Source organism: Peptoclostridium litorale DSM 5388, from assembly GCF_900141635.1.
GTDB lineage: Bacteria > Bacillota > Clostridia > Peptostreptococcales > Peptostreptococcaceae > Peptoclostridium > Peptoclostridium litorale.
Genome location: NZ_FSRH01000018.1, coordinates 32,196 through 56,276 on the forward strand (window position 1 = coordinate 32,196; position 24,081 = coordinate 56,276).

Sequence of the window (24,081 nt, forward strand, 5' to 3'; positions counted from 1 at the left end):
TTTGAAATATGAGAAAACGATATTTGGGGAAGGTCGACCGAAGCAAGCTTACCCTATGAGGCTATTATTATTTTTCATAAGCCGTTTTCTTACATATGTCAGATTTTTCCCTGCTTTTTTTATCAAAAAAACCAAATTAAAAGCAGGAGGTAAGTATTATGGAAAAGATCAATCAAATTGCACAGGCAATCAACAGTTTTTTATGGGGACCGCCACTACTGATACTACTTGTTGGAACGGGAATTTACCTTTCATTCAGACTGGGATTCCTTCAGGTTTTCAAGCTTCCACTGGCGCTTAAGTATCTGTTCAGCGATGACCCGGAAGCCAAGGACATGGCAGCAGAAGGTGACGTATCAGCGTTTGCAGCTGTTTGTACGGCTTTATCGGCTACAATCGGTACAGGTAACATAGTCGGAGTTGCTACAGCGATAAGGATGGGCGGACCGGGAGCACTTTTCTGGATGTGGATGGCGGCGTTCTTCGGAATGGCCACTAAATATGCAGAGGCGCTACTGGCAGTTAAATACAGGGTTGTAGATGAAAACGGACAGATGTCCGGTGGACCTATGTATTATATAGAAAGAGGTCTTAAAAACAAATTCCTTGCAAAATGCTTTGCGATATTCGGAATAGGAGTTGCATTCTTCGGAATAGGTACATTTGCACAGGTTAACTCTATAACATCAGCGGTAAAGATAGCTTTCAATGTTCCTATAATAATAACTGGTGTAATACTTACTATAAGTGTTGCAATGGTTACACTTGGAGGAATAAAGAGTATAGCGAAGGTTTCAGAGCTTGTAGTTCCTTTCATGGCAGGAGCATATATACTTGGTACTATAATAATACTGATAATGAATGCAAGCGCGGTTCCAGGAGCATTCGCATTCATTGTAAAGAGCGCATTCACTCCAACTGCAGCAGCAGGAGGATTCATGGGATCAACAGTTGCACTTGCTCTTAAGAGCGGGGTTTCAAGAGGAGTATTCTCGAACGAATCAGGCCTTGGATCAGCACCTATAGCAGCAGCGGCAGCAAGAACGAAATCATGCGTAAGACAGGGACTTGTTCAGATGACAGGAACTTTCTTCGATACTATAATAGTTTGTACAATGACTGGTATAACTCTAGTTCTTACTGGAATGTGGAACAACCCTAACGTTGAAGGAGCTGGTGCTACAACGGCAGCGTTCAGAGCGGGACTTCCAGCAATGCCAATAGTGGGAGAGCTTATAGTTACAATAGGGCTTATATTCTTCGCATTCACTACAATACTTGGATGGAACTACTACGGAGAAAGATGTACGGAGTATCTTTTCGGAGTAAAGGGAATAAAGACTTACAAATATATATTCATAGCTCTTATTGCAATAGGACCTTTCCTAAAGCTTCAGCTTATATGGACAGTTGCAGACATAGTTAACGGACTTATGGCGATACCAAACCTTATAGCCATAATAGGACTTAGCGGTGTGATAGCTTCAGAGACAAAGCAGTACTTCGAAGAACTGAAGGAGAAGCAGGACAAGCAGATTGCATAGCATTGAGCTGATTCGAGCATAGCCTTTGCAACAAACCATAAATAATCTGACTTTTAAGATTAGCGATTTAAATTAAAGCCAAAAACCCAAATATAAAAATATAAGTATTACAGATATTGTTAGAAAATCCCTCTATTTTCTGACGATTCAAACCCAGCCGAATTAAATCAAAAGTAAAACCCCGGGATATCCCGGGGTTTTACTTTTGGTGCCTTGTTTTTAATGTCGTACAAAAAACCATTTGTCCGGCTGGATATTAGAGCCTATAAAAAATATGATTACAATGTCAAGGTGACTAGAATTTCGTGCTTTGAAAGTCTATACATGTATAGTGAAGTAAAAAAAGAATACAGTATTCAAAATAAAAGTAGTTCTTTAGTCCTGATTTAGCAATTATCAATAATAGACTAGATTCACCATTTGTCGACAAGGGTATAATGATATACAATGATAAGTACATACTAGATTAGGTTAAAAAAGTGTAAAAAACTTAAAAAAAGACAAATGATTGGAGTGATGTTATGAATAGTATCAAAAACAGGCTTATAGCTTCATTTTCAGCGCTTATTATAGCACTGAGCCTCGTACTTGGATTCGTATCGTACTATGCGGCGTCAAAAGGGCTTTCTGAAAGCGTCGAGAGTAACCTGGAAATAATAGCTGTGGAATCATCTAAATTCGTAGAGGCAAGAATAGGGGCTGAATTCGGTAAGCTTGAAATTTTGGCGGCAAGCCATGACATAAGCAGTCCTGAAGTGCCGATTGAGGAAAAGCTTGCTCTCCTAAGCAAGGAAAAAGAAAGAAGCGGACATTTAAGGATGTATGTGATTGATCCAAACGGACAGGGAACGAATACAGAGGGAACAGTTCTAAGCCTTTCTGACAGGGAATACTTCCAAAAGGCAATACAGGGAGAGAGCAACATATCAGACCCTCTTGTAAGCAAGGAAGACGGCTCCATAATAATAGTGTATGCCGTTCCGATAACTAATAACGGACAGATAACAGGCGTGCTTATAGCCATAAGGGACGGAAACGCACTGAGCACTATAGTCAACTCCATAAAAATAGGAGAACAGGGCTATGCGTACATGATAAACCAAAAGGGAGAGATAATAGGACACAAGGACAAGCAGGTCGTCATGGACCAGTTTAACCTCTTGAATGCCGCAAAGTCTGACAAAAAGATGGAGGAGCTTGCAAGTCTTTCTGAAAGGATGATTGCCGGCGAAAGCGGCACGGGAAGCTACTGGTACAAGGGCGAAGACAAGATAATGGGATACGCCCCTATAGCCGGCACAAGCTGGTCTCTTTCTGCAACTGCCCCTTTGAGCGAAGTGTTCAAGGAACTTGGGGTGATGAAGAGAAACATATCACTTGCTGCGGCAGCGCTCATAGCAATAGCAATTGCAGTTGCATATGTGATAGGAAACCAGATAGCAAGCCCTATAGTGAGGCTTTCAAGGCATTCTGAAAGGCTTTCGGAGGGAGACTTTACAGACAACATAGACGAGGACATGCTGAAGAGGCAGGATGAAATAGGCGGGCTTGCAAAGGCGTTCGATGCAATGACCCAAAACTTCAGAGGCCTTATAAGAGAGATAACGGAATCAGCGCAGCATGTTGCGGCTTCAGCTCAGCAGTTCATGGCAACATCCGAGCAGGCGGCTGAATCTTCAGAGCAGGTTTCAAGCACTATAGAGGAGATAGCAAGGGGTGCTACAGACCAGGCTGTTCAAACCGGAGAAGGGTCTGAAAAGACCGAGTTCCTTGGAAACCTTATAGAGGAAGACAGGCAGCATGTTTCAGACATAGAATCTTCGGTAAAGGTAGTTGCCGAATCCATAGGAGAAGGCCTTGAAATAGTGGAGGAGCTTTCGAAAAAGACTGATGAGAACAACGATGCTATAAGGGAAGTTTACGACATAATACTAAAGACGAACGAAAGCGCCGAGGACATAGGAAAAGCCAGCCAGTTCATAGCGTCAATAGCGGAGCAGACAAACCTCCTTGCCTTAAATGCTGCCATAGAGGCCGCAAGGGCTGGAGAGCACGGAAGAGGATTTGCCGTAGTTGCAGATGAGATAAGAAAGCTTGCAGAGCAGTCGACAGAGTCTACAAGGACTATAGACAACTCGGTTGTAAAGCTTCAGGAGAACTCGGGAATATCGGTAGAGACGATAAAGAAGGTTTCGGGGCTTATAAAGAGCCAGATAGAAAGCGTTAAAACTACTGAAATGAAATACAAGGACATATCAAATGCCATGAAAATGTCAGAGGATGCAATAGAAAGGCTTATAGATGCAAGCGACAACATGGTGAGCAAAAAGGATGAAATACTTGAAAACATACAGGGGCTTTCTGTAATAGCGGAGCAAAACGCTGCGTCAACAGAACAGGCCGCGGCATCAACAGAGGAGCAGCTTGCGTCAATGGTAGAAATATCAAATGCAAGTTCAGGGCTTGCGGACCTTGCCCAGGATCTTCAAAAGTCCATAAACAAGTTCAAGATTTAATGGCATAAGCAGTTTCACAAAGCTCCAGAAAGCCGGACTTGTCCAAACCTGCAAATGCCTGCGATATATTCTTGATGTAACATAAGAATACGGAAAAAATGAAATAAAAAAGACCCCGAGTTGAGAGCGGGGTCTTTTTTATTGCTTGTTTCAATGTTCAAAATAGTTCAAAAAAAGGTTTATTGAAATCCGCCCGGGCTGAAATGGGGTCAATCCCAGGCGGAAGCTCAAATGAATTTTAAGCATCGCGCTTACTGTGATGGCGCAATGCCGCTGCTTAGCTTGAATTGCAAGTCAGCCGCCGCTACGCCGCTATTATTTTACTGACTGAAGTATCTCATCCTTGAAGTGCTTTATGAAGTCAAGGAAAGGAGCTGGTTCTGTCTTTCCGAGTCCGCAGAAAGACGCATACTTCATGAACTCAAGTATCTCGACAAGCCTATCGAAGTCATCCATAGTGGCATCTCCCTTTTCAAGAAGCCCTACTATGTCGACTATCTGTCTGTTTCCTTCCCTGCAAGGGGTGCATTTTCCGCATGACTCCTCAGCAAAGAAATGGGATATAGACTCCATGTAGTCGACCACGGAGTTCGAATCGTCTGCAACAACTACAGCACCGGAACCTACAGACATGTCTATGCCGCAAAGTCCCTCGTATGATATTGGAGTGTCTATAAGGCTTGCGGGCATTACCCCGCCTGAAGCGCCACCTATTTGAACGAACTTTAGAGGTCTGTCAGACTTTAGTCCTCCGGCTATGTCGTATATTACATCTTTTACGGTGGTTCCAAAAGGAATCTCATATACTCCGGGATTCTTTACATTTCCTGAAACGCTTATGAGCTTGCATCCCATGCTCTTTGGGGTTCCAACTGAAACGTACTCGCTCTTGTCTCTAAGTATTATAGAAACTATGCTGAAAGTCTCGACGTTGTTTAGAAGTGTAGGAAGGTTGTAAAGTCCGACGTTGTTAAGTCTTGGCGGCTTTATTCTAGGTCTTCCGGCCTTTCCTTCCATAGATTCCAAAAGCGCCGAGCTCTCCCCGCATACGTATGCTCCCGCACCTGAAACCACTTTCATGTCCATGTTAAGTCCTGTTCCAAGTATGTTATTTCCAAGGAAGCCCTTTTCCTTTGCCTGGTCTATTGCTTTTCTGACACGCTCGTGAAGATATGTGTACTCTTCTCTTATATATATTCTTCCGTGGTTCTCTTCGCGTCCGCCCGCAGTGAAAGCTGATATAAGCATTCCCTCTATAACGCTAAAAGGGTTGAACTCCAGTATGGCTCTGTCCTTGAATGTTCCAGGCTCGCCCTCGTCGGCGTTGCATATGACGCCTTTTACAGGGGCCTTCACACGAAGCCCGCCGGCCCATTTCTTTGCAACAGGGAAGGCGGCTCCTCCCCTGCCCTGAAGGTCTGTGCTGTTTATGACTTCTATTATTTCTTCAGGAGTCATGCTTATGGCTTTTTTGAAGCCTTCAAATCCGCCGGCAGCTATATATTCCTCTATAGACTCGGGATTAACGGTCCCGAAATTTTTTGATATTATGCTTACAGTTTTACTCATTCTAACCCCTCCTGCACTCATCTAGTATTTCAAGAACGGAAAGCTCCGTAAGGTTTCCGTATACTTTTCCGTTGAGTCTCATTGCCGGAGCAATGTCGCAGGCTCCAAAGCAAGGAGTATACTCTATAGTAAACATATCATCGCCTGTAGTCCCGCCCATTTTGACTCCAAGCTCGGCTTCAAGAACGGATTTTACGCTCTTTTGTCCGTTTACGGTGCAGGAAGTTCCCTGGCAAAGCTGAATTACGTATTTTCCCTTTGGGCTTGTAGAAAGCGCGTGGTAGAATGAAGCCACCTCGTACACGTTTTGAACCCTTATGTCCATAACTTCTGAGACCCCTACTATGGCCTCCCTTGAAAGGTAGTGCCTTTCGCTTAGAGCCTGCACGTCCAGAAGTACTGCCAAAAGGTTGTCCCTTGAATTTCCGTGTTTTTCGACTATCCCTTGTATTTTACCCAAAAGTTCGCCATTTATAGCAGTTTTATTACTTGTGTAAGTTGTATCCATAACAAACCCTCCGAATCGATAATATATTAGTAAAGCGTTCTAGCACTGTAGTGGGTGTGAAGCAGCTCGTGAGACTTGTGTCCGCACGGTTCGCCGAGGTATTCCTTGTAAAGACGCTGAACTGAAGGGTTGTGGTGAGACTTCCTCTTCGCGTTTCCAGAGTCTTCGGTGTAAAGCGCTTTCGCCCTTTCATATCTAACGTTTATCTTAACCATCTGAGAAGAATGCACGTGAGGCTGTCCTCCGCCGGCAACGCATCCTCCAGGGCATGCCATTACCTCTATGAAATGGTAGTCCGCTTTTCCTTCTCTTATAAGGTCCATAAGCTTTTGTGCGTTTTCAGTCCCGTGGGCAACAGCGACCTTTACTGTCATATCGCCTATTTGAATGCTTGCCTCTTTTATTCCATCAAGCCCTCTTACGGCATGGTATTCTATCTCTTCAAGCTCCTGGCCTGAAACTATGTCTGCAACAGTTCTTATTGCGGCTTCCATAACTCCGCCTGTAGCTCCGAATATTACTCCAGCTCCTGTGTAGTCTGAGAATATGTCGTCGCCTTTGCCGTCAGAAAGGCTTGCAAAATCTATTGAAGCTTCCCTTATCATCTTTGCAAGTTCTCTCGTAGTAAGAACCGCGTCCACGTCTCTTGTACCGTGGCCGTTTAGCATTTCCTCCTTTGCAGCCTCGAATTTTTTGGAAGTGCAAGGCATTACGGAAACCACGAACACCTTCTTGGGATCGAGTCCCTCGATTTCAGGATAGTATGACTTTAGAACGGCACCTGTCATCTGTTGAGGGGACTTGCATGTTGAAAGGTGCTCAAGAAGATCCGGATAGTAGTGTTCTATGTATCTTATCCAGCCAGGAGAGCAGGATGTTATCATAGGAAGCTTTCCGCCTTCTTTTATCCTGTGCAGGAGCTCTGTTCCCTCTTCCATTATAGTAAGGTCTGCTCCAAAGTTTGTGTCAAACACCTTGTCGAAACCGAGCATTCTAAGCGCAGTGTACATTTTTCCGGTGACCGGCGTTCCCATAGGAAGTCCGAATTCTTCGCCAAGAGCAGCTCTTACTGCAGGTGCTTCCTGCACTACAACGTGAAGATCCTTGTTTTCAAGGGCCTCCCACACCTTTTCTATTTCGCTCTTTTCACGAAGCGCCGCGACTGGACAGACGTTGATGCACTGACCGCAGTATATGCAAGGAGTGTCCTTGAAGCTGTCGCCAAATGCAGGCTCCACAGATGTCTCGAGGCCTCTGTTTGCAAATAGCAGTATTTCTATTTTTTGAACGTCCTTGCAGGCCGCGACGCATCTTCCGCAAAGTATGCACTTGTTGGGGTCTCTCACTATCGAAGGTGAAAGCGCGTCGACCGGCTGAAGCTTTTCCTTTGGAAGAGCCTTAAGGTACTCATCTGAAAGGCCAAGGTCGCTGCACATGTCCTGAAGTTCGCAGTTTTTGCTTCTGGAGCATGAAAGGCAGTCGCAGTGGTGGTTTGCAAGTATAAGACGAAGGTTCATTCTTCTTGCATCCCTTACCCTTTTTGTGTTTGTCTTTACGACCATTCCATCCCATACAGCAAGAGTACATGCGGTATGTAGTTTTTTATCTCCGTCTATTTCAACAAGGCACATTCGGCATGCGCCAGTCTTATTTATTCCCTCAAGATAGCAAAGAGTAGGTATGTTTATTCCCATGCTTCTTGCGGCTTGAAGTACAGTTTTGTCTTTAGGAACTGCAACATCAATCCCGTCGATTTTTATATTTACTTTTTCCATGAAAATCACTCCTGATCTCAAAATATAATATATTGAATATGTCTTGTATGTGAAAAATACATTCTTAGGATCGGCTAATGATAATTATAGCATGCAGCTGAAGCGATTCGAACAAATGTTAATTTGTTAATAATAAAGGTACTTTTGTACTTTCAAGATACACACAAAGGGCATTTATGTTAAAAATCCCATTTTTTCAATGGGTACGGTGTATGAATTTGCAAAAATGAAGGCCTGGCGGATGAATTTTTATACACTGCCTACATGAAAAATTTTGAAAAATCTGAAAAAAACCATTAATTTTGTTATTAACAAAACTAATGGGAATATTCATGAATTTAATAATAGGCATGCATATATATTAAGCCCGTACTGCAAAAAACGTGCTGTTTGCTTATAAATCAACCTGTGAAAACGATTTCTGAAAAACGGGGGAACTGAATAAATATGACAAAACATAAACGACTAAATTGTATACTGTTACACAATACAAAGAGAGTCTTACAAAAGTGCCATGTTAAACATACAAATAACATGATTTGGGATGAATATTTTTGCTTTTGATGAGTTCAAAGCGCACATGCGACCAGTGTATATTCAATATTTGTATGGGTTATCCTGGTGAGCATGGAATTCGAAGCTATCAAAACAATATCAATCTGCAAGAAATGTGAGCCGTTTGCAATGTTTTGCCCATGTTTTTATAATATACCCAAAATTAATTGTTTGGAGCACATAATATAAATTTGTATAAACATTTAGGAGGGAGGGTACTTTGGGTACCACATTAAATGTAGATTAAATTTCCATGAAAATTCGAATATATTAAGATGTATGTGGTAAAATGCAGTCTAGGCGGGCTTTTAGAGCCGGCTGGATTCAGGAGGTGTAATAAAATGGATGTGCTTATACTTACGGCTTTTTTTGGAGCCGGCCACTATACGGTCTCAAAGGCCATAAGGGAGCAGCTTATGGAAAGAGACAGCACGCTCGACGTTCAGATACAGGATCTTTTCAGCATAACAAATCCCATAATAGAAAACTATGCATATGATTTTTACAATTTTATAACAAGGGAGATGCCCGAATTTTACAATTTCTTTTACAACAGGAAAAAGGACATCCCAGACTTTTACATAGACGAGATAACAAGCATTATAGGCCTTCAAAAATTTGCGGAATATGTGAAGGTGAAGAGGCCGAGGGTGATAATATCGACATTCCCCATATGTTCAAACGTGGTATCCAGATTCAAAAAAAAATATAAAAGCCAAGTTCCGCTTGTCACGTGCATAACAGATGTTGTGGACAGCTGGGAGTGGGTCAGCGAAGAGACTGACAGGTATTTTGTGCCTGCGGGCTGCGTTAGGGACGGCCTTGTCAAAAAAGGTGTTGAGCCTGGAAAGATAAGCGTGACTGGAATACCTCTTAGAAGGAGCTTTATGAAATTCTTCGGATCTCAGGACTCCTCGGCATTTGCGGGTGTTAAAGGTGAATATGTGCCGGACGGAAGCGAAGGGGAGATTAAACCGGATAACGGCCTGTGTGAAAACAGGGTGCTAGTCATGGGAGGGGGAAGAGGCCTTTTTGAGATAGGAGAAGAGGTGTTCGACTATCTGGCGGGGCTTGAGAGCGTCAAGACCACTATCATAACGGGCAAAAACAGAGAGCTCTATGACCAGCTCAGATCAAGAGGCTTCAAAAGCCTGGAAGTCATGGGCTATGTGCACGATCCAGCCCAGGTCATAAGGGAAAGCTCGATAATAATAACCAAGCCCGGAGGCGTGACTCTGTTTGAATCCATAAGCTGTGAAACCCCCGTAGTGTGCAGGGAGCCGCACATAGGACAGGAGATTCAAAATGCGGGATTCATAGAGAATATGGGAATAGGCATGGTAAGGGGCAGCGCAGATGAAATTATAAGAGGCATAGAAAGCGCAATTGAAAACCCCTGTTGCATTCAAGATATGAAAAGGTCAATAATTAACTTTAAAAAGACTCTAAGGCCCTTCGAAGTGACAAGCTCTGTAATTGAGCTTATGGACAGGTGGTAGGGATATGAAAAAACATGCTAGGCATTTGGGATATTTGACTGCCGTGGTTTTGATGGTGGCCACGATGTATTTTCTCATGAGAAACATGACTCTGGCGGAGATTTCGGACATAGCAAAGAGAGTAGACATGAAATTCGTGGTAATGGGATTTTTGAGCCTGTTGGTATATGTGGGCATAGAAATGTGGATAATGGACGACCTCATAAAAGAGATATGCAAGGTCAAGGGGCTGTGGATATCTTTCAAGGCTACAATAGTGGGCCAGTACTACAGTCTCATAACCCCGTTTGCAAGCGGTGGACAGCCGGCGCAGATGTATGTCATGAAGAAAGATAACATACCGCTTTCGAAGTCGAGCGCAGTGCTTGCAAATAAGTTCATATTCTTCCAAGTTGGAGTCACCGTGTACTCTCTTGTCCTTTTTCTGTTTAATTTCGGCAAGATATCCGCAGTGCTTCAAAAGGCCATGCTGTTTGTGATATGCGGGCTTTCGATAAACACGGTTGGGCTTTTTTGTGTGATAATGCTTCTTTACAACCCCCACAAACTCAAGAGGATAGTATATGTTTTCCTCAGATTCATTCACAATATCCACATAATAAGGCGCCACAGGAGGAAGTACAAGATATTTTCAAGATATGTGGATGAATACAAAACCGACATAGATGCAATAGCGAAAAACAAATTCCTGATAGCAAAGAGCTTTTTGCTTACGGGAGTTCAGCTCACGGCGTATTTCGGGATAACATATTTTGTATACAGGGCGCTGAGCCTTCATGGGAGTTCGTTTTTCGAGATAGTGTCGCTCCAGTCATTCCTCTACATGGCGGTGTCGTTCATACCAGCGCCGGGAACTTTAGGGGCCGGGGAGATAGGATTCTACTCAATATTCGGGATGGTTTTCGGCAGGGGGGTGCTAAGGTATGCGATACTGCTTTGGAGGCTGATAAGCTTTTACGCCACCCTTTTGATATCGGCGGTCATTACATTTGGAATATATATTGCTGAAAAGCTGGAGCCGTACATTGTAAAGTAGGAAACAGGGGCATGCAGGGAATGAATCTTGCGGACGTCCTGCGATTTGAAGCCGCATCGGCTCATGCCGCTGCATGCCTGGAGTGATGGATGAAGTGATATTAGGAACAAAGGCTATTCGTGATTTGAAGATATTGTGCTTTCGAGTGCGAGTATCGCTCCGGTGAGAGCCTCTATTTTACCTTCTATCCTCATAAGAAGATAAAGGCATATCACTATGGGGAAGCCCACATTGGAAAGCAGATATACGAAATCGTTCAATAGATTCACCGCCTTTATGAACATTTATAAAAAGGGAGCCCGAAGGGCTCCCTTTTCGATTGGATTGTTACATAGCCAGTTCGATTTAAGACATCTCAAACGGAGTCTGCTGAACTGTCACAAGATTTGCGCCTTCCTTCTCGGCTATTGTGGCTCCATCGAATGAATACACATCCTTTTGGACTATAAGGTCCATGAGACCATTCACCTCTGCTTCGGCCAAATTCTCTTTAGCATTGTCGAGCCTTAACGTGAATTTCTTTCCGTCCGATTTTACAAAGCTCATTTCAACTATCCTGTCCATAAAAAAACCCTCCTTGTCATTGTAACTTGCCTTTTAAGTGAGACTGGGCGAATCGGGGCCGCATGCGGCCCCGAAGGAATATGGAATCTACGCGTCTATTACAGACTCGTCGATTCTCCTCACCTCCACCACCGAAGGCTCCTGAATAACGTTGAACTGCTGAGATACAGCGTAAAGATCGTCATCGAGTACGTCTGATTTGAAGTTTTTGAAAGTCTTTCTCTTGAAAACCTCTTTCCCGTTTCCGTCAGTCCCCATAGAATACTTGAGCTGCATGCCGCTTGAAAGCTTTGTCACTGTAGCCATGCCAATTCCTCCCTTGTGTATTTTTTTACTTTCACCCTTATATATTCATCCCGGAGGCAAAACCTATACTAAAAATTTAAAAAAACTTAAAAAGTTTTCGCAATACGTTTTACAAAAAGCACGGCGAACGCAAAAGCCGAGTTCACGGGCCGAACCAAGGGGACGGTTCTGGCTGCGCTTCATTAGAACCGTCCCCCAAGCTCCCGTCGATTTGAATCTATTTATGGAAATAGGAACTTCTCAGCATGCCCATGGCATCGGATTTTATCTTCAGCGCGTATGAATATGAAATCCCCATTGACCTGGAGGCCTGCAGTATAGTTAGGTCTTCATAAAATACAAGCCCTATGAGATTTTTGTGAATGCTTGGAAGAGAGTCCACGAGCATATGGAGCTCTGCGTATTCTATGCCGCTGAAATCTGATATGGCGCTGCTGGAATAGTCGCCTTCGCTTCCGCATACTCCCTCCACGTCGCCAAGGGCCATAATGTGCCTTTTGGCGTTCCAGTAGAATGTACTTATCATATATTTGACATAGCCGCAAAAATGAGAGCCCTTTTCAGGGTCGAAAAGCCTTATGAGCTCGATTAGCCTGACTTTTCCGTCCTGAATAAGGTCTTCATCGTATTTGCCGAAATAGAACTTGCATTTTGAAATTAAAAGAGGAGTGAAAAGCTCCAAAAGCTTTGACTCTGATTGAGAGCAGCCTTTTGAAGCTTTTATTGCAAGCTCCTCAATCATTTCGTATTTTTCGATCTCCTGAGGCTGAAACGACTTCAATTCTTCTCACCCCCCTAAGCTTCAAAATTCCGGCGTTTTCGAGTTTTTTCAAATGCCTGTTTACAATGCTTACACATCTGTCGACCCTGCACCCTATCTCGCGCTGTGTGGGGGAGCAGCAGTAAACCTGCTGGCATTCGCGGATATACTCAAGCATTTGAGATTCCAGCGACGTAATTTCATATTCTTTGACATCATCGGCCACTTTAAAGCATCTCCTTTCGAATAGAAGCACATGAAAAAAAGTATCCAAACAAATGTTCCTGTGTCTTTATTATACCGAACTGATGTTTCTGGCACAAGCTGGAAAATTTTGTTCGCATGTAAAGCGTATTCATGTTTTGAAAAATAATATTAAAAAGACATTTTCTTATAAAAAACGACAGGCGAAATTTGTATAAATGGAAAATTTCATATGTTTTTTACAACATAATTTGATAAGCAAAAAGTGCTAAAGAAATCAATAGAGTATACGATATAATTACTAACAGAATCAAAAATAATAGTACTATAATCCTGTATTGCGCTCGAGCATGGCAATTTATTCAAAAATGTGGTAATAATTATAATTATGTATAATGTTCACAATATATGAGGTGATGGAATTGAATGTAAAAAAATGTATTAATATAGACAAAATATTCGAAAGTATAAGAAGGTGCACAAAGAGAAAACTTGCCGCATTGGCGGCAGTTGCAGCACTTATTTGCCAAATGCCAGTATCATATGCCGAGAGCTTTGAAGATGCTCTAAAAAGCAAAGGCTATGCCATATTCCCGTCCATTTACGAGGTTTCAAAGGATAAGCGGTTCAATGTAAGCTTCAGCAGGGAATTTGACACCGACAGTGCCAGAAAGTACATAAGGCTTGTGGATATTAACGGATCAGAAGTTTCTACATATGAAGAAAAGGTAAACCCCAATGTATTCAGGCTCACACCGAAGCAAAGCCTTGAAGAGGGGGCGCAGTACTACGTTGTTGTAGACCCTGGCGTTGACGATGGTGCCGGAGAGAATATCATATCAAAAGGTCTATTTGCAAAGGCGACGGTGCAGTCGGAGGGAGAGTATACGGGGTTTGTACTTGAAAACGCCTATTTTACAGGGGGGAAGAACGTAAAGATAGTTTTCAGCGATGAATTGAACATAGAAAGCGCTTCAAAGGTGGAAAACTACGAGGTGGCAGGGGCCGTTCCTAAAAGCGCCGTCGTGTTTTCGGACAGAAAGAGCGTGAGCCTGACTCTTTCGCAAGAGATTGGGGAAGAACAGAAGGTTGATGTTTTTGTATCCAAGGATGTAAAAAGCTCCGAGTTTAAAAGCCTTGGAGGGGATTATACAAAAGAAATTATGTACACGGATTCAGGGGCGTACATAAGCGGGGAGCAGCCGTACATAAAAAAGGAGACCGCGGCTTCAGTCTCGGTCATTGAAAAGGAACAGTCTGTCGAAAATGCAGTTATAAGGGGAGACCTATACATAGGGGCTAGTGGAATAATTTTGGAAGATGTTCAAGTGGATGGAACACTATATATAAACCCTGGAATATCTGGAAAATGTAATATTAAGAATGTGACAGCCCAAAGGGTGGAAATACTTTCGGGGATATCGACTGAAAAAGCAATAGGGATAGACTCTCTCCAAACCGACATACTGAGTATAAAAAGCTCAATGGGGGCATATGTCCAGATAAATGATACAGACTCGAAATCGCAGATATACAAGACCATAATAGACCTTGGAGTTGTCCCTGTAACATTGAGCTCCCAGGAAGGTTCATACGGCAGGATAGAGGTTTCATCCAATTCCATGGAGGATGGGACACTAAAGCTTAAGCTAAAGGCAGACGTTGACTCGGCGCTCAGGCTGTATGCGGGCTGCAATGTCGAGTCTGAAGGCGAAGTGGACATGGTATACATAGATACTCCTGCATTTGAAAAAGTTGAGCTTTCAGGAGAGGATGGCAAGCCGTTCCAAAACATAAACGTGGAAAGTCCTGTAGAACTTGTTGTGGCAGCTGGAGAAGTCGGTGTTATCAACTATTATTCAGGCGGGGTTTTGGACATAGGAGATGCCAGCGTCAAATCTCTTATCAAAAATGGATATTATGTTGAAATAGCAGAAGAAGACCTTTCGAAGATAGGATCTTCCAGGGTTGGGGACATAGATTCAGAGACCCTAAGGTTCACACTAATTCTGGATGAGGAAATGTACACACTTGGAAAGAAGCTTGTGCTGAGGAAGGGTGATTTAGAGATACTTTCCACATGCGTACTTCAAAAGGGCCTTCTTACAACTTTTGAAATAGACGAGCAGTACAGGGAGAGTCTTGAATCCGGAACTTATGACGTGTCCACACCTGCAGGTGAAGACTGGATATCGCTTGACGGAGAGCAGACATCTTACGAGGAAAGCGGAGGGCAGACTCCATCAGATGACGGAAAGATAAGATATGCTCAGGCCATAGGAAATACAGCGACTTCTGTTAGTGGAATGTATACAGATGACGTTACAAAAATTGAGGTCATATATTCGGGAGTTACAAAGGAAGCCACGCTTGAAAACGGGGAGTTTTCATGGAATATATTCCCTGGACTTCAAAATGGAGCAAAGATTACGCTAAAAGCTTATGCAGAAGAAGAGATGCTTGAAACGATTGAAATCACAGTTGGGGAAGAGGCACAGATTCCAAAGGTTTCAAATGTAAAAGCTGTTGGGAACACGGCTACAGCAGTCAGTGGAAAATATGCCGATACTATAACCAAAGTGGAAATAGTTTATTCGGGAGTTACAAAGGAAGCCACGCTTGAAAGCGGGTCATTTTCATGGAACATATTCCCTGGTCTTGCTAGCGGAACTGAAGTGACAATAAAGGGATATGAAGGGGACACACTTGCCATAGAAGTTAGTGTCAATGTTGAGTAGGGATATTGTGCAATACCGGATGTTTCCGAAGATGAAGACACCGGAAAGATTTTGAATTATTATTAAGGTTTTAGGATATTCGGAGGTGTTATTTTGAGTTTTAAATTAAAGAAATTTATGACAGCATTGATTGCTGCAATAATGATTTTTACAGTGCCGTGCAGTACATTTGCAGCAGATATGGCAGAGCAACTTAAAAGTCAGTATGGCTACGAAATGAGAGATGGGATAGTGAAGGTCTCAAAGTCAAAGGAGTTTAACATAGTTTTTTCAAAGGATATAGATGCCTATGCACTAGGCGGAATCCAAATATTCGAAAAGACAAAGTCAATCCTTGTGGAGACGGTTACAAGCGCTGAAGGAAAAAACAAGTTGAAGGTCTCTCCGGTTTTAGAACTTCAAAAGGGGAGTTCATACTATCTTATAATACACTCACCTGAAGTGGCCGCTGATTCGATAAGGTCTTCAAGTGGTGATGCGCTTCAAACAGGCACAATATGCGAATTTTTTGTACAGGGTGAATATATAGGCGGAGCAAGCGCCGAGGGCAGTATAGCCACGGCTATCACCGGAAATGTACATGAGGCGGACCGTATTGAAGTTGAGTACGATGGGAATATAAAATCACCAGAAATTATAAATGGTGAGTTTTCGTGGAATGTATTTCCGGGACTGAGCAATGGGACAAAGGTAAAGGTGAGGGCCTACAAGGGAGGAACACTTTTGGAGGAGATAGAGATAGAATCGGAGTAGTTTAAATAAATCCATAAAATTTGAAAGGAAGGGCATGACATGGTAATTAAAAATGTGAAGCGACTGGCACTATCTGTGATATTGTCAATGGCAATGATATTTGGCCAGGCTCTGCCGGCTCATGCATTTGTTCACGAGGGCAAAAGCATAGATGGTATACAGGTTGGGAATGTCTTTTACAGCATGGAGTACATAATTGCAAACGAGGTAGCATTTGGCGACATATTCGGACCGGCAGCCGCTGAAACTGTGGTGCTTGACTTTAACGGGAAGTCGGCGAAGTTTTCTGACTATCTGTCTGGAGGCGTAAGTGATTTCGACGAATTTGCAAGCATACCTGCAAATCAGACTGCAGCAGCTCCAAACAGCATGCTGGACGGGAGTGGAAATACCGTTGCTATATCACCAGGAGGGGGCGAAACAGAATCAAACTCAGTAACAAGCGTATACTCCACTGGAAATACATCCGCTGAGGTGGCGTTTAAAAATGCACTGGAAGCGGCAGAGTATGTAAAGGAAAAGTTCAGCTTTAACAACGGCCTTACGGTTGAGAGCTCAAATATAAAAAGTGGCAGCGGCAACAAGACGGTAGTGCTCACGACATCGAGCCAGGATTCAAGCAAGACATACACACTTACATACGACGGAAAGGCGGTTTCGGAAACATTCAAGGGAACAGCCATAGGAACTACGGTGCCACCTGCACCTTCAATACCGTCGACTCCTGTTGACGACGACAATAAGCTTCAGGGGCTTGACTCCGAAAAGACATACCAGTACAAGGAAGTAGGAAGCGACAATTGGATTGACTACAATCCAGAAAGCGGCCTTCCCGAAACTGTAGAGGGCAAGGACATACTAGTCAGGGAGAAGGAAACCGCAACAACGCCTCCAGGCACACCTATAGAGGTTAGCGTGCCCGGGGACTCACAGGAAGACATAGAAGACGGGGACACTCAAAGGAATATAACCAAAGTTGTTGCATACAATGAAGGCTCCGAAATAGATACTGTGACTGTAACGTTCGACAAGGCGTTTTTCCCAAGCGAGAAGGTATATCTTTCAGACTTTGAGGTGAAAAGGAGCATTGACTCAGGAGCTTACTCTCAAAGGCTTTCAACTGCAAACCTTAAAATATCAGCAGACAGAAAGAGCGCATCGTTTGGAGTCCAAAGCGTGTCAAAGCAACTGGATGAACAATCAGTCAAATATTCTGTGTCGTACAAGGGTGCAAGCACTGTAGATGCCGGAAGTGCAGTAATAGTGCCAGCCGTGCTTACCTATATAGAAAGCTACTCAATAAAGGCCATAGAATTTGCAGGAAATGATCTGCATGAGATAAAAGTAACTGTCAAAAGCGGAGTGGCTGATGTGAAAGTCAACGGCAAGAAAATGAACTACAAGGGCTCAAAGGAATTCATACTATACACTACGGAGCTTGTGGGGCAGTCGTCTGCTCAGATAAAGCTTTACGCGTCTGATGGAAGCGAACTTGAATCCAAGACCATAAATGTTCCATTTAGTTAAAAGAATTTAAAATCAAGAGGTGAGGCCTTGGCTTTGCCTTGATTTTTTGACATAGATTGAGCATCAATCAGAACAAAAATAAATAAAAAGGGGATAAACATATGATCAGAAAAGAAGCTAAGAGATTTTTTTCGGTTTTAATGACTATGCTGATGGTTCTATCGGTGTTTTCTGGTTCGGTTGCAACTCTATATTCAGTAGACGCCTACTCTGCACCTTATACATACTGGTTTGAAGAGGGCACAGGAGGGGCTACGGGCCAGAAGGTAATAAAGATGAAGTTTCCAGGAAAGACTGTAAGTGGAGTTGTTAAAAGCGACATCGATGTCAACGACGCCTATGCGGAGGCAACCGCAAACTATGCTTATACTGGTTCTGGAGACACAATAACAATAAGCTTTGCAGATATTGGATACAAAGACGGCGGATATGAGTTGACTTTCAATCCGGGAGCAATTACTTTTAGTAACTTCACACAGCCGGTGGCATACACGGTGGAGTTCTTTGCAAGAGACATAAACCCTGGGGCGCAGACACTATTTGTAGACTCCAGCAATACAAGTCATACAAATGATGAGATACTTGCAAGAAATACTTTTGACGACATAACCCTTACTTATGAAGGGGAGACAATAACTGAAGTGGATGTAGCGCATGAACAGCTTGAAGCCAGTACAGATGCAAACTATCTTACAAACATAACGGTAAAGACAATTCCAGAGGTTCAAAAGCTTAAAATCAAGTTTGTAGGAACTACAGTGAGCAAAGATGAAGAAATGCTGCTTTATTCTACTGAAGGTGGAAGTAATGTTGACGATAGTGTTGTTACAGCCAATGTATTTAAAACCAGCATTGTGGGAATAAAGGACTCAGAAATAGACATGACCCTTTATTCATATGACGGTAATGGAAAGTTCATAAATGAAAAGACAATACTTATGATATCCAACGGGGACGGACAAGAAGATCCGGCCGGTGGAATTCTATCCAGAAGCGAAAACAGCGTTGCGGATGTAATGAACGGAAATGTTGACGACTTCGAAGCAATGCTCAACAACCTTACAAGCCTTGATGAGCTCAAAGTCTCATACAAGAACAGTGAAGGTGTAAGATACGTATCGAACATACATGAGCTTGCGGAAACATTCGTTGATCCGGATGTACACCATGTAATGCTTACAAGCAGTATGATCTCAAATGCGGAGCTCACTTTCGACAACGACACTATGTATATAGACGGACAAAACAATACCTATACAGGGGACATGAAGCTTTTAAATACTGGGGCTGCGGTTGCTAGGATGAGCGACATAGAGGTTGACGGAAAGATAACAGTGGACGTTTCAAGCCAGGGAAAGGCCTATTTTGAAAACGTAACGGCAGATGAAATAAAAATTATATCATCAGACAATCAAAACTGCGTCCACATAAGCAATTCAGATGTAGAAAAGGTGACAGTTGCAAACAATACAAACGTTAAAGTTATAATCGAGGGAACTACTCAGATAGACCAGATGGACATAATGCCAAAGGCGGCGGCAAACAAGGTTGAAATTGTAAATGCCTCTACAGTCGGAGACTCTGCAGTGACAGTAATAAACGTGAAAAACGTAGACACTGATTCTCCTGTCATAAAGCTTTCTGGAGAGTTTGTAGATCCTAATGTTCCAAGCGACATAAAAACAGATGTGGAACAAGACACGTCTGCAGTAGATGACGGAACTAAGAGTGACCTTGAAATAATGACAATATCAGACTGCACAGGAAAAGAGATTGAAGAAGCAGGAGGACTTAGAATAGTTCTAAGATTGGATGGAGAATCCAAATTTGATACAAGCAAGACTACTCAATTGATAGCTGCAGTAAATGCAGCCGTTGGAGCCACAACTCCTTTAGAATTCACAGGAAATATAGCAAATGCGTCGGTAAGCTTTATAGGCAGTGATAAAATAGCAGTGATAATAGTTCCTGCAAGTGAATTTGTATATGGCAATCTAACTACTGATGAAGTCGAGTTTACAGTAGAGAGTTCAACACTTGTTACCGGAATCGATGATATCGTGAGTGGAACGGTTGAGGCCGGTTCGAGCCTTGAAGATGACATCACATTCGACGTTTCGAGAAGTGCAGACCTTACAGCTCTATCTATAAACTCGCAGTTAGAAGATGCAACCGGAATAAACTTAACGCTTACAGGGGCAACTAACTATACAATATTTGAATATATAGTGGCTGCAAACCAAAACAGCATAACAGGTTCATGGACAGCTCTTACAGATGCAAATATATCAGGTGTTGCAAAAGCGGACAACGGAAAATACCTGTATATAAGACAAAAGACTCAAACTGGCAACATGAGGCAGCTAGGCAGGATTATAGGTCTCGACACCACGGCTCCGACAATCACTTCTGTTGTATTAACAGATGCTGATGCCGATGGTGTTATCGAAACAGCAACGGTTACATTCTCAGAAGAGATATCTGATGCGGCTGCAACTGCATATGTTGCGGGTAATGGTACAAATACTATTGGTGGTCAAGCTATCACCAATGTAGCTACTGGTTCAGCTGCAGATGATGAAATACTTATATTCACTACTGCTGATGGAGGTGCAATCGGTACTGGGGTTGTTGACTTATTGTTGGCAGAAGGTGCAGATGGTCTAAACATTACAGATATTGCGGGTAATGACCTTGCAGATGTTACACCAAGCACGGTTACTGAAACTGATAAAGCTGGACCGGTAGTTCTTACAGCTGTATTTGATGATTCTGCTACTAACGATGGTAACATAGAAAACGGCGAGAAGATAACTATAACATTTAGTGAGGATACTAATGAGGCAGCAGTTACAACTGCTGCAGCTATAGATGCATTACTAGATATTGATACTGTAAACACATTTGATACAACTGAACATACTGTTGCATCATCGACAGCAGTGTCAGCAACATGGACAGATGCAAAAACACTTGAAGTTACATTTACTACTGCGGGAGCTGTAGATATTCTAGCAGGAGACTTTATAAAAGCCAAAACAGGAGTTACTGATACTGCAACGACTCCAAATGCGTCTCCAACTGCAAGTGTAACAGGAGGAAATGCTTTAGCGATTACAGACGCTAACTAACACGGAGCGTTAAGCATGGTGCCAGGCACGAACTTACGAAGTTATTTCGTAATCGAGTTTAAGGCGACGGAATGGCAATTGAACAGATGAAACAACAGGACACCTCGCGGGTAGAGATACTTGCGGGGTGTTTTTGTGTTATAATTCTTTGTAAGAAAAAAACCAGGCAAGGTAATGGAGCTGTATAGATAGAAGCGATATATAGATTTACAAGTAGACAAGGAAGGAAGATGGTTTTGGACATATCCGACATATATGCAGAAATTAAAAATATAGCTGCGAAATATGAAAACATACAAAAGGTTATGCTGTTTGGGTCAAGAGCAAGAGGAGACAACAGGGAAAAAAGCGATATTGACATTGCCGTGTTTCCAAAGGAATGTCCCTTTGAGCAAGAGGCGGCGTTTTGGCTTGAAATCGAAGATATTGACACTCTTCTTAAATTCGACATAGCAGTCATAAATGAAGATACGGAAAGGGAATTGATTGAAAACATAGAAAGAGACGGGGTGCTACTGTATGGACAGGATCAGAAAAAAGTATGAAAACAGCATGAGGGGATTGAATAAGCTTTTGGAGCTTCAGGATATTAAAACTGTCGAATCTGATGTTTTTCGTGATGCGCTTATACAAAGGTTTGAATTCACGTTTGAGATGATATGGAAGCTTTTGAAGGCATACATGGAGGATCAGGGGATTCAGGACATAAACGCACCAAAGGCGGTGCTGAAGGAAGCGTATGCGCAAAATCTCATAGACCATGAAGATGTTTGGATTTCAATGCTGAAGGATAGAAATCTCACTTCTCACATATATAGTGAGGCTGTTGCAGTTAGGATAAGCAAAGATATTATCGTAAGCTACATACCACTGTTTGAAAAGCTCCTCAACATGCTGGAAGCGAAAATCTAAAGGAGGCACACATGAAAATCAGAATTATAAAGCAGTTCTTGCCGGCGGCGCTTGCAGTGATTATGCTGATGCAGCCCCAGCCAATTCAGGCTATCGAGGCAAAAGCAGCAGCACTGGAAACTGCATCAATAGAAACCGTATCAGAGGGGCAAAGAGAAGCCGTTTTCGAATCTGACTCGTGGGAGAATCCGTACACTACATACAATGGCGAGGAAGGGGCTTTAGTAATCTCAAAGAGCTCCGCAGTACCCGCGGCCGTAGAAAGCGCCGGAAGCCTTTTTGGCCTCAAGGACATAATATACGACAACATGTTAAACAGGAATGCGAGCTTTGCAATAAACTATACCGGGGATACAAGCAACCTAAAACCCGATTTGCAAAGCATAATGGCTGAAATCGATGCGCAGGACGAGTACCTTTCAAATTCGAGAGGCTGGTATTCGTGGTCTGCTACGGGCTATGTGAACGATGCCACCATAACTTTCAACGTGGACTACCTTCACAGCAAATCGGACGAAGACTACATTGAAAGCGAAACAGACAGCATACTCTCTGAAATAATAAGCCCGGGAATGTCCGACCTTGAAAAGGTGAAGGCCGTAAACGACTATATAGTGCTGAACACACAGTACAGCGAAGAAACATTTGCAAGCGCCCATTCGCCTTATGCGATACTCACCGAAGGCAAGGGGGTCTGCCAGGCGTATGCACTTCTCGAGTACAAAATGCTCGGGAAGCTGGGATTCGAACGCAGGTACGTTGTCGGAAACGCAGGAGGAGTGGGCCATGCGTGGAACAGCGTCAATATCGGAGGGAACTGGTATTTCATAGATTCGACCTGGAACGACCCTTTGCCTGACAGGAAATACAACGTCAGCTACAAGTACTTTCTGGTGACGCAGGAATACCTGGATGACGACCACAGCTGGGAAAAGTCTAACTACCAGCAGACGGGCGGCGACGACTACTCCTATTTCCACGACATGTCATACACGTTCTCTGACTCGGACCATATATACTACAGCAGCGACTTGGACGGTGGAGCTCTCCACAGCATATCCGTAGACGGAAGCGGCGACATAAAGCTCAACAATTACAAATCCTATTATATGGCGTGCTACGGGGACTGGATATACTACAGCAACTACTCAAACGGAGGATACATATACAAGATAAAAAAGGACGGAACCGTGGAGGAAAAGCTCAACACTGTCCATTCCACGGACCTTCACATGGATGGAAGCAGACTTGCATATACCAATAACAGCACAGGGCTGCAGGAGTACATCCAGCTTGAAGAGGAGCCTGGCAAAGATGCCAGGGAAGAGCTTGAAATTGACCCTTCTTATAGCTGGGAAGAGCCTTTTTCGCAAAAGACAGGCCAGCCCGAGGGCAAATACTGGACTGTGGAGTTTACAAAGCCCTTGGACGAGGGCTCTGTAAACGGCGAGAATGTATTCGTGGGTGAAAGCGACGGCGGGGTTTTGCTTAAGACTGACACCAGCGTGACACTGGCCGAAGGCAGCAAGGTTGAAATAAAACCTGTGGACGGATGGGAAAGCGGCGGAGTGTACTACCTTTTCATATCCGAAGGAGTCAGATCCGAAAATGGGGAATCTCTCGGCAGGGGGATAAGGATGAAGTTCACCATAGAATAGACGGGAGTGCCATATAAATCAAGGGGACGGTTCTTGGTGCATTGCTCAGCCGGAAGAATCGCCCATTTGCCTCCTGTGGACAAGGCTAAAACCAAGCAGCGGTTTTGAAGGTTGTTTTTCAACCGGAGAAGCCCCGCTTGGTTTTTTATTTTTGCATTTTTGATTGCATTTTTGATTTTGTATTCAAGACGAATGGCTTCTATTTGTATCCGTCAAATACAACCCACATATGAAAAGCGTCCTATCTATGAGATAATACTCACAAATAGGACGTTTTCTATTTTTTAGATTCAAATGTTTTAAGGCACTCTTTCGGCAGGGTTTCAGACCACGGAAGAAGATGATCCAGTGCGTATGGAGTGCTGAGTTTTGTATTCGGAAGCTGCTCGAACAGGTATTTCAAATAGTAAAAAGGATTCAGGCCATTCATTTTGGCTGTTTCTATTATGCTGTATGCCATGGCGCTGGCTTTTGCTCCATGAGGTGATTTGCAGAATAGATAATTTTTGCGACCGATAACAAACGG

Annotated in this window: 20 protein-coding genes; 11 read left to right on the top strand and 9 right to left on the bottom strand. The window is 43.2% G+C overall.

Annotated features, from left to right (window positions below):
• Nucleotides 1-158: 158 nt before the first annotated feature.
• Both BUQ87_RS13630 and BUQ87_RS13635 read left to right on the top strand, forming a co-directional pair.
• Nucleotides 159-1,544: an alanine/glycine:cation symporter family protein gene (locus BUQ87_RS13630; RefSeq protein ID WP_038265639.1), complete on the top strand. Its 1,386-nt coding sequence runs from the start codon at nucleotides 159-161 to the stop codon at nucleotides 1,542-1,544.
• Nucleotides 1,545-2,065: 521 nt separating this feature from the next.
• The gene (locus BUQ87_RS13635) at nucleotides 2,066-4,060 is read left to right on the top strand and encodes a methyl-accepting chemotaxis protein (protein ID WP_038265638.1); all 1,995 of its coding nucleotides are present in this window, start codon (nucleotides 2,066-2,068) and stop codon (nucleotides 4,058-4,060) included.
• 315 nt (nucleotides 4,061-4,375) lie between these two features.
• Here the strand turns inward: BUQ87_RS13635 and BUQ87_RS13640 are convergent, their stop codons facing one another.
• The 3 genes from BUQ87_RS13640 to BUQ87_RS13650 are packed head-to-tail and all read right to left on the bottom strand — an operon-like array spanning nucleotide 4,376 to nucleotide 7,912.
• Nucleotides 4,376-5,629 (bottom strand): complex I 51 kDa subunit family protein, encoded by a 1,254-nt coding sequence (locus BUQ87_RS13640; RefSeq protein WP_038265635.1) that lies wholly within the window; start codon nucleotides 5,627-5,629, stop codon nucleotides 4,376-4,378.
• 1 nt (nucleotide 5,630) lies between these two features.
• Nucleotides 5,631-6,137 carry an NADH-quinone oxidoreductase subunit NuoE family protein gene (locus BUQ87_RS13645; protein ID WP_052636152.1) on the bottom strand — a complete coding sequence of 169 codons (507 nt, stop codon included), beginning with the start codon at nucleotides 6,135-6,137 and terminating at the stop codon, nucleotides 5,631-5,633.
• Nucleotides 6,138-6,163: 26 nt separating this feature from the next.
• The gene (locus tag BUQ87_RS13650) at nucleotides 6,164-7,912 is read right to left on the bottom strand and encodes an NADH-dependent [FeFe] hydrogenase, group A6 (protein ID WP_038265631.1); all 1,749 of its coding nucleotides are present in this window, start codon (nucleotides 7,910-7,912) and stop codon (nucleotides 6,164-6,166) included.
• An 896-nt stretch (nucleotides 7,913-8,808) separates the two neighbouring features.
• Between BUQ87_RS13650 and BUQ87_RS13655 the strand changes: the two genes are divergently transcribed.
• Nucleotides 8,809-9,966, top strand: a complete 1,158-nt coding sequence (locus BUQ87_RS13655; RefSeq protein ID WP_038265629.1) for an MGDG synthase family glycosyltransferase — start codon at nucleotides 8,809-8,811, stop codon at nucleotides 9,964-9,966.
• Between the two features lie 4 nt (nucleotides 9,967-9,970).
• Nucleotides 9,971-11,002 carry a lysylphosphatidylglycerol synthase transmembrane domain-containing protein gene (locus tag BUQ87_RS13660; RefSeq protein ID WP_038265626.1) on the top strand — a complete coding sequence of 344 codons (1,032 nt, stop codon included), beginning with the start codon at nucleotides 9,971-9,973 and terminating at the stop codon, nucleotides 11,000-11,002.
• A 113-nt stretch (nucleotides 11,003-11,115) separates the two neighbouring features.
• On the opposite strand, the gene BUQ87_RS13665 is transcribed toward BUQ87_RS13660, so the two are convergent.
• The 5 genes from BUQ87_RS13665 to BUQ87_RS15085 all read right to left on the bottom strand — a co-directional run bounded on the left by BUQ87_RS13665 (nucleotide 11,116) and on the right by BUQ87_RS15085 (nucleotide 12,906).
• On the bottom strand, nucleotides 11,116-11,286 hold the full coding sequence (locus tag BUQ87_RS13665) for a YvrJ family protein (protein WP_187655939.1): 171 nt from the start codon (nucleotides 11,284-11,286) through the stop codon (nucleotides 11,116-11,118).
• A gap of 61 nt (nucleotides 11,287-11,347) precedes the next feature.
• Nucleotides 11,348-11,566, bottom strand: coding sequence for a DUF2922 domain-containing protein (locus tag BUQ87_RS13670; RefSeq protein WP_038265623.1), 219 nt, complete (start codon nucleotides 11,564-11,566; stop codon nucleotides 11,348-11,350).
• An 87-nt stretch (nucleotides 11,567-11,653) separates the two neighbouring features.
• Complete coding sequence (locus BUQ87_RS13675) at nucleotides 11,654-11,872, bottom strand: DUF1659 domain-containing protein (RefSeq protein WP_038265620.1); 219 nt, start codon at nucleotides 11,870-11,872, stop codon at nucleotides 11,654-11,656.
• A gap of 217 nt (nucleotides 11,873-12,089) precedes the next feature.
• Nucleotides 12,090-12,653 carry a sigma-70 family RNA polymerase sigma factor gene (locus BUQ87_RS13680; RefSeq protein WP_038265617.1) on the bottom strand — a complete coding sequence of 188 codons (564 nt, stop codon included), beginning with the start codon at nucleotides 12,651-12,653 and terminating at the stop codon, nucleotides 12,090-12,092.
• The gene (locus BUQ87_RS15085; protein WP_143182481.1) at nucleotides 12,607-12,906 is read right to left on the bottom strand and encodes a LexA family transcriptional regulator; all 300 of its coding nucleotides are present in this window, start codon (nucleotides 12,904-12,906) and stop codon (nucleotides 12,607-12,609) included. The genes BUQ87_RS13680 and BUQ87_RS15085 overlap by 47 nt, the downstream gene beginning before the upstream one ends.
• 352 nt (nucleotides 12,907-13,258) lie before the next feature.
• On the opposite strand from BUQ87_RS15085, the gene BUQ87_RS13685 reads away from it, so the two are divergent.
• The 7 genes from BUQ87_RS13685 to BUQ87_RS13715 all read left to right on the top strand — a co-directional run bounded on the left by BUQ87_RS13685 (nucleotide 13,259) and on the right by BUQ87_RS13715 (nucleotide 23,555).
• A complete protein-coding gene (locus tag BUQ87_RS13685; protein WP_038265614.1) occupies nucleotides 13,259-15,574 on the top strand; it encodes an Ig-like domain-containing domain in 2,316 nt (771 codons plus the stop codon).
• A gap of 93 nt (nucleotides 15,575-15,667) precedes the next feature.
• Nucleotides 15,668-16,327: a hypothetical protein gene (locus BUQ87_RS13690; RefSeq protein ID WP_038265611.1), complete on the top strand. Its 660-nt coding sequence runs from the start codon at nucleotides 15,668-15,670 to the stop codon at nucleotides 16,325-16,327.
• Between the two features lie 39 nt (nucleotides 16,328-16,366).
• Entirely contained in the window at nucleotides 16,367-17,854 is a 1,488-nt protein-coding gene (locus BUQ87_RS13695) for a hypothetical protein (protein ID WP_038265608.1), read from the top strand.
• Between the two features lie 101 nt (nucleotides 17,855-17,955).
• Nucleotides 17,956-20,985 (top strand): hypothetical protein, encoded by a 3,030-nt coding sequence (locus BUQ87_RS13700; RefSeq protein WP_038265606.1) that lies wholly within the window; start codon nucleotides 17,956-17,958, stop codon nucleotides 20,983-20,985.
• A 230-nt stretch (nucleotides 20,986-21,215) separates the two neighbouring features.
• Nucleotides 21,216-21,530, top strand: a complete 315-nt coding sequence (locus BUQ87_RS13705; protein WP_038265604.1) for a nucleotidyltransferase domain-containing protein — start codon at nucleotides 21,216-21,218, stop codon at nucleotides 21,528-21,530.
• On the top strand, nucleotides 21,505-21,897 hold the full coding sequence (locus BUQ87_RS13710; protein ID WP_038265601.1) for a nucleotidyltransferase substrate binding protein: 393 nt from the start codon (nucleotides 21,505-21,507) through the stop codon (nucleotides 21,895-21,897). Before BUQ87_RS13705 ends, BUQ87_RS13710 begins: the two co-directional genes overlap by 26 nt.
• Before the next feature lie 11 nt (nucleotides 21,898-21,908).
• Nucleotides 21,909-23,555, top strand: a complete 1,647-nt coding sequence (locus BUQ87_RS13715) for a DUF5050 domain-containing protein (protein WP_052636150.1) — start codon at nucleotides 21,909-21,911, stop codon at nucleotides 23,553-23,555.
• A 277-nt stretch (nucleotides 23,556-23,832) separates the two neighbouring features.
• Here the strand turns inward: BUQ87_RS13715 and BUQ87_RS13720 are convergent.
• Nucleotides 23,833-24,081: transposase domain-containing protein (locus BUQ87_RS13720; protein ID WP_143182482.1), on the bottom strand; the 249-nt coding region annotated here is incomplete at its 5' end.

Excerpts from the sequence above, each read along its gene's own strand:
- BUQ87_RS13675 (WP_038265620.1), bottom strand. The coding sequence starts at position 11,872 with ATGGCTACAGTGACAAAGCTTTCAAGCGGCATGCAGCTCAAGTATTCT.
- BUQ87_RS13665 (WP_187655939.1), bottom strand. The coding sequence starts at position 11,286 with ATGTTCATAAAGGCGGTGAATCTATTGAACGATTTCGTATATCTGCTT.
- BUQ87_RS13630 (WP_038265639.1), top strand. The coding sequence starts at position 159 with ATGGAAAAGATCAATCAAATTGCACAGGCAATCAACAGTTTTTTATGG.
- BUQ87_RS13670 (WP_038265623.1), bottom strand. The coding sequence starts at position 11,566 with ATGGACAGGATAGTTGAAATGAGCTTTGTAAAATCGGACGGAAAGAAA.
- BUQ87_RS13635 (WP_038265638.1), top strand. The coding sequence starts at position 2,066 with ATGAATAGTATCAAAAACAGGCTTATAGCTTCATTTTCAGCGCTTATT.
- BUQ87_RS13640 (WP_038265635.1), bottom strand. The coding sequence starts at position 5,629 with ATGAGTAAAACTGTAAGCATAATATCAAAAAATTTCGGGACCGTTAAT.
- BUQ87_RS13660 (WP_038265626.1), top strand. The coding sequence starts at position 9,971 with ATGAAAAAACATGCTAGGCATTTGGGATATTTGACTGCCGTGGTTTTG.
- BUQ87_RS13650 (WP_038265631.1), bottom strand. The coding sequence starts at position 7,912 with ATGGAAAAAGTAAATATAAAAATCGACGGGATTGATGTTGCAGTTCCT.
- BUQ87_RS13700 (WP_038265606.1), top strand. The coding sequence starts at position 17,956 with ATGATCAGAAAAGAAGCTAAGAGATTTTTTTCGGTTTTAATGACTATG.
- BUQ87_RS13655 (WP_038265629.1), top strand. The coding sequence starts at position 8,809 with ATGGATGTGCTTATACTTACGGCTTTTTTTGGAGCCGGCCACTATACG.
- BUQ87_RS13715 (WP_052636150.1), top strand. The coding sequence starts at position 21,909 with ATGAAAATCAGAATTATAAAGCAGTTCTTGCCGGCGGCGCTTGCAGTG.
- BUQ87_RS13645 (WP_052636152.1), bottom strand. The coding sequence starts at position 6,137 with ATGGATACAACTTACACAAGTAATAAAACTGCTATAAATGGCGAACTT.
- BUQ87_RS13705 (WP_038265604.1), top strand. The coding sequence starts at position 21,216 with ATGGTTTTGGACATATCCGACATATATGCAGAAATTAAAAATATAGCT.
- BUQ87_RS13695 (WP_038265608.1), top strand. The coding sequence starts at position 16,367 with ATGGTAATTAAAAATGTGAAGCGACTGGCACTATCTGTGATATTGTCA.
- BUQ87_RS13710 (WP_038265601.1), top strand. The coding sequence starts at position 21,505 with ATGGACAGGATCAGAAAAAAGTATGAAAACAGCATGAGGGGATTGAAT.